The 5014-nt window shown below is 69.6% G+C and carries 5 protein-coding genes and 2 pseudogenes; 3 read left to right on the top strand and 4 right to left on the bottom strand.

The features are described from left to right. The 3 genes and pseudogenes from FUT87_RS28245 to FUT87_RS01500 form a co-directional block, all read left to right on the top strand. Positions 1-650 (top strand): annotated as a pseudogene (locus FUT87_RS28245) (Gfo/Idh/MocA family oxidoreductase); the annotation flags it as partial. Between the two features lie 44 nt (positions 651-694). Beyond that, positions 695-1255: a GNAT family N-acetyltransferase gene (locus tag FUT87_RS01505; RefSeq protein WP_091729800.1), complete on the top strand. Its 561-nt coding sequence runs from the start codon at positions 695-697 to the stop codon at positions 1253-1255. Between the two features lie 31 nt (positions 1256-1286). Beyond that, positions 1287-1927 (top strand): annotated as a pseudogene (locus FUT87_RS01500) (glutathione S-transferase). Between the two features lie 17 nt (positions 1928-1944). Here FUT87_RS01500 and FUT87_RS01495 read toward each other — a convergent pair. The 4 genes from FUT87_RS01495 to FUT87_RS01480 all read right to left on the bottom strand — a co-directional run. Beyond that, positions 1945-2346 (bottom strand): hypothetical protein, encoded by a 402-nt coding sequence (locus FUT87_RS01495; protein ID WP_147239832.1) that lies wholly within the window; start codon positions 2344-2346, stop codon positions 1945-1947. Between the two features lie 10 nt (positions 2347-2356). Beyond that, positions 2357-3127: a Bax inhibitor-1/YccA family protein gene (locus FUT87_RS01490; RefSeq protein ID WP_147239831.1), complete on the bottom strand. Its 771-nt coding sequence runs from the start codon at positions 3125-3127 to the stop codon at positions 2357-2359. A gap of 50 nt (positions 3128-3177) precedes the next feature. Next, the gene (locus FUT87_RS01485) at positions 3178-4116 is read right to left on the bottom strand and encodes a LysR family transcriptional regulator (protein WP_147239830.1); all 939 of its coding nucleotides are present in this window, start codon (positions 4114-4116) and stop codon (positions 3178-3180) included. Between the two features lie 287 nt (positions 4117-4403). Further along, positions 4404-5014: PLP-dependent aspartate aminotransferase family protein (locus FUT87_RS01480; RefSeq protein WP_186830302.1), on the bottom strand; the 611-nt coding region annotated here is incomplete at its 5' end.

Here is a 5014-nt window from a genome sequence, read left to right as displayed (position 1 = left end):
CGCGCTTCCTGCCGGCCTACCAGGAGCTCGCGGCCTGGCTGCGCGACGGCCGTCTCGGCGCGCTGCACGGGTTGCAATCGAGCTTCTGCTTCCCCGCGCCCTACGACCCCGACAGCCGCATCTTCAGCCCGGCGCTGGCCGGCGGCGCGCTGCTGGATGTCGGCATCTACAACCTGACCGCCACGCGCTGGGTGCTGCAGCACGCGCTCGGCGAGGTGCCGCCGCTGGTGGACCTGCAGGTGCGAGCCAAGCTCGCGCCGACCGGCGTGGATGCGCGGCTGGCGGTGGCGCTGGACTTCGGCGACGGGCTGGTGTCGCAGTTCCATTGCGCGGTGGACACCTTCGCGCCCAACACGATGCAGGTGCTGGGCGCGGCTGGCGCCATCGTGCTGCCGGAGACCTTCTGGGAAGCGACGCGTCTGCAGTGGCTGCCGGCGCGCGGCACGGTCGAGACGATCGAGCGCCCCTTCGAGATCAACGGCTTCGAGAACGAGATCCGCGAGGCGATGCGCTGCGCCCGCGCCGGTGAGATCGAAAGCCCGGTGGTCCCGCATGCGGAGACGCTGGCGGTGCTCGGCTGGATGGATCGCATCCGCGCGCTGGCCGGCGTGCGCTATCCCTTCGACGACGACTTCCCGCCGCCGCGCTGACGCGGCCGGGAGAAGACCACAGGAACAGCCAGCAGCGAGGCCTCATGGAGACACGACCCGGCGCCTTTTCCGACTCGATCCCCGTGCCGCGTCCCGACAGCCCGGCGCTACGGATCGAGCGCGCGGCGCCCGACGACCTGCCGCGCATCGAGAACCTGATGCAGTTCTACAACTACGACCTCAGCGAGTGGACGCCGGTGGCGTTCGCGCCCGAGGGGCGCTACCAGCTGCGGCCCAAGGCGCCGTACTGGGCGCAGCCGGACGTGCATCCGTTCCTGATCTGGGTCGGCGACGAACTGGCCGGCTTCGCGGTGGTCGACCGCGACTGCGAGGACAGCCAGTCCGACCACAACATGGGCTACTTCTTCCTCGCGCGGGGCTACCGCGGCCACGGCCTGGCGGCGCGCGCGGCCGGCGAGGTATTGGCGCGCTTCCCGGGCCGCTGGGAGGTCTACCACCTGATGGCCAACACCCCCGCCGCGCAGTTCTGGCCCGGCGTCATCCGCGGCCGCGCCGCCGGCGAGATCGATCGCGAGGTCCGCACCCTCCACGGCGACGAGTGCTGCCTCTACCGCTTCACCGTGGCGCTGCCCGCCGGCGCCTGAGCCCACCACGTCCCCTCACGAAAGTTCCGCCATGCAGCTCATCGGCATGCTCGACTCCCCCTACGTCCGCCGCGCCGCGATCGCGATGCAGCTGCTGGGCCTGCGCTTCGAGCACCGCTCGCTGTCGGTGTTCCGCACCTTCGACGAATTCAGCCGCATCAACCCGGTCGTCAAGGCGCCGACCTTCGTCTGCGACGACGGCACGGTGCTGATGGATTCGACGCTGATCCTGCAGTACGCGCAGTCGCTGTCGCCGGGACGGGCGCTGCTGCCGCCCAGCGATCCGGCGCTCAAGCGCGCACTGCGGCTGATCGGCCTGGCGCTGGCGGCCACCGACAAGAGCGTGCAGGCGGTGTACGAGCAGCAGCTGCGCCCGGACGACAAACAGCATGCGCCCTGGCTCGAGCGGGTGGGCGCCCAACTGCGCGCCGCGCTGCTGGAACTCGAGGCGGAGATGGGCAAGGCGCGCTCTCGGCCGAGCGCGATGCGATCGGCCTGGCGGGCATCACGATCGGGGTGATGTGGGAATTCGTCCGGCAGATGACGCCGGAGCTGCTGCCGCCGGCGGAGCGGCTGCAGACGCTGATCGCCTATGCGACCGAGGTCGAGCAGCTGCCCGAGTTCCGCGCCGCGCCTCACGGCGACGGCCTCGTCCAGCCCTGCGGGGGCTGAACGAGGCCGGGGACGCGTCAGCGTGTCGCCGCGGCGGGACCGCCGCCGGTGCGCGGGAGGCTCTTGATCAGGTGATTGAGCAGCAGCGCGATCACGATCAGCACCGTCAGCCCAAAGGCCCAGGTGACCCATACCACCGGTACCAGCCAGCCGATCGCCGTCCCGGCCATCGGGGCGCCGGTGCCCGCCATCTCCATCAGCCAGCGCACGAAGGACTGGAGCATCTCGAGCAGCCCGGTGTCGAGGAAGGGCTCGGCCCAGGCCGGGAACTTGAACTCGACCGCGGCCTTGCCCAGCTCGGTGGCGCGGCCGGTGGAGAGCGCCTCCACCGTCCAGCGCACCAGGCCGGCCGCCGCCCAGGCCAGTCCGCTCCAGACCAGCGCGAACACGCCGGTCAAGGACCACAGCAAGGTCTTCATCGTCGCGCCGTCAGTCGTCGCTGGAGCCGGCGAAGCCGAAGATGCTCAGCAGGCTGGTGAACAGGTTGAACAGCGAGACGAACAGGCTGACCGTGGCCATCACGTAGTTCCGCTCGCCGCCGTTCACGATCATGCTGGTGTGGAACAGGATCATGCCCACCGACAGCAGCGCCACGACGCCCGAGACCACCATCGCCAGCATCGGCAGCTGGAAGAACAGGTTGGCCAGCGACGCCAGGATCGCGATGATCATGCCGGCGAACAGGAAGCCGCCCATGAAGCTGAAGTCCTTCTTGGTCGCCAGCACATAGGCCGACAGCACCAGGAAGGTCGCGCCGGTGGTGCCCAGCGCCAGGGCGATCGTGTTGGCGCCGCCGGGCAGGTTCAGGATGGCGCTCAGCAGCGGGCCCAGGGTGTAGCCCATGAAGCCGGTCAGCGCGAAGACCAGCGGCACCGACGCGGCGGAATGCTGCGTCTTGTGGATCGCGAACAGCAGGCCGAAGTAGCCGATGAGTGTCAGGATCATGCCCGGGGCGGGCAGCTTGAACGCCACCGCGGCCGCCGCCACCGCGCCGCTGAACAGCAGCGTCATCGACAGCAGCGCATAGGTGTTGCGCAGCACGCGCGCCACGTCGGCGCGCTGGGTGAAGACCGAATCGCCGCCGCTGGCGGTGGCGGCGTCCAGGCCGAGGGGGACGCCGGATGTCGTTGGTAGTCGCTCATGACTGGTTCTCCTGGATCCGAGTGAGCCGTTGGACGGAACGCGCGCTCTCGCGCGCACGAGGTGCGGACCTTAACGTCGTCTTCACTTCGTATAAACCTGCTTCAATCTCATTCTGCTGAAGCAATTTCCGATTCGTTGTCCATCGCCGGTTCCTGCGTGCCGCGACGCTGCAGCAGCTTGGCCACCAGCGGATGGTTCTGGCCGCGGCGCGAGTAGATGCCGTGGACGTCCTCGACGACCTCGGTCTGGCCGAGCAGGTGCAGGCCGGCCATCATCGACAGGTCGTCCGCGCCCAATCGGCTGACCGGGAAGACGCCCAGCCCGCGCGCGGCGAAGACGCTCATCAGCGCGCTGTCCTCGAACTCGCCGACGATCTGCGGCCGGATGTGGTGCTGCTCGAACCAGCGCTCCAGGCCCGCGCGCAGCGAGGCGTGGCGCGTCGGCAGCAGCACCGGCAGCGTCTCCAGCACGTGAGGGAAGCCCTTGTTCGGCGCGCGACGGGCGCGCTCGACCAGTTCCGCGGGGCCGTACCAGTCGACCGAGGTGCTGGCCAGCAGCTGGCTGGTGATGCGCAGCGTCGGATTCACCGGCGCGGGCTGGTCGGTCAGCACCAGGTCCAGGTGGTGCAGGGCCAGCTCGCCGATCAGCTGGTCGACCTCGCCCTCATGGCAGACGAGGCGCAGGTTCGGCGTGTCCAGGACCGGCGCCAGCAGGGCATGGGCCGCCAGCTTGGACAGGCCGTCGGACAAGCCCACCGACAGGCGCTGCACGCGCTGCGTGGCCGCCTCGTGGACCTCGTGCGGCACCATCTGGCCGATCTGGAAGATCTCCTCGGCGCGGGCGAAGGCGGCTTGGCCGGCCTCGGTCAGCACCAGGCCTCGGCCTTCCGGCTTGAGCAGCTGATGGCCCAGCGAGCGCTCGAGCTCCCGCACCTGCGCGCTGATCGTCTGCACCGCCATGCCGAGGCGGTCCGCCGCCCGGGCGAAGCCGCCCTCCTTGGCGACGACCCAGAAGTAGTGCAGATGGCGGTAGTTGAGGGCAGACATGAGAGGGCCTCCGAGAAAAACGAAGCCGGATCATAAATAACTTCGCTTAAACGGAAGTTAAGAAAGACTTATCGAAGGTTTTTCCGACGAGCCAACAAATCCGGTGCGCGTGGATTCGCCACTTGGCGGCGCAACGCTTCGCGCGTTTGACGCGCGCATCTTCACGCATTCTTCACGTCGCACTTCGATTCTTGTGCGGCCAGCGGTTCGGAAAAGCAGAACGCGCCGGCGGCCTCCCGGCCCCGGCGCGTTCGTCCGCCGCGCAATTCCCGCGGCGCGCTCCTCGGTCAGACGGCGTCCAGGCCCGCCTTCAGGTCGTCGCGCAGGTCCTCGAGGTCCTCGATGCCGGCGGAGATCCGCACCAGCGAATCGGTGATGCCCAGCCGCGCCCGCGTCTCCACCGGGATCGACGCGTGCGTCATCAGCGCGGGCAGCGAGATCAGGCTCTCGACGCCGCCCAGGCTCTCGGCCAGCGAGAAGATCCGCACCCGCTCCAGGAAGCGGCGCGCGCCGGCCAGGTCGGTGTCCAGCTGCACGCTGATCATCCCGCCACCGCCGCGCATCTGGCGCTGGGCGAGCGCCTGCTGCGGATGGCTCTCCAGGCCCGGATAGTGGACACGGCGCACCTTGGGCTGGCCTTCCAGCCAGCGGGCGAGCTCCAGCGCGCTCTCGTTGTGGCGCGCCATGCGCAGCGCCAGCGTCTTGAGCCCGCGCAGCGCGAGGAAGCTGTCGAAGGGGCCGGCGACCGAGCCCACCGCGTTGTGCAGGAACTCGAGCTGCTCGCGCAGCGCCGCCTGGCGCTGCTCGCCCCCGACCACGACCACGCCGGAGATGACGTCGCTGTGCCCGTTGAGGTACTTCGTCGCCGAATGCATCACCGCGTCGAAGCCCAGTTCCA

The sequence above is a fragment of the Mitsuaria sp. TWR114 genome (assembly GCF_007997345.1).
The sequence above is the reverse complement of the archived record's forward strand: the minus strand, read 5'-3'. Positions and strand labels throughout refer to the sequence as shown.

What these genes read in the sequence shown, in the direction of transcription:
- FUT87_RS01495 (WP_147239832.1), bottom strand. Translation starts at nt 2,346, where the DNA reads ATGAAGACCTTGCTGTGGTCCTTGACCGGCGTGTTCGCGCTGGTCTGG.
- FUT87_RS01505 (WP_091729800.1), top strand. Translation starts at nt 695, where the DNA reads ATGGAGACACGACCCGGCGCCTTTTCCGACTCGATCCCCGTGCCGCGT.
- FUT87_RS01485 (WP_147239830.1), bottom strand. Translation starts at nt 4,116, where the DNA reads ATGTCTGCCCTCAACTACCGCCATCTGCACTACTTCTGGGTCGTCGCC.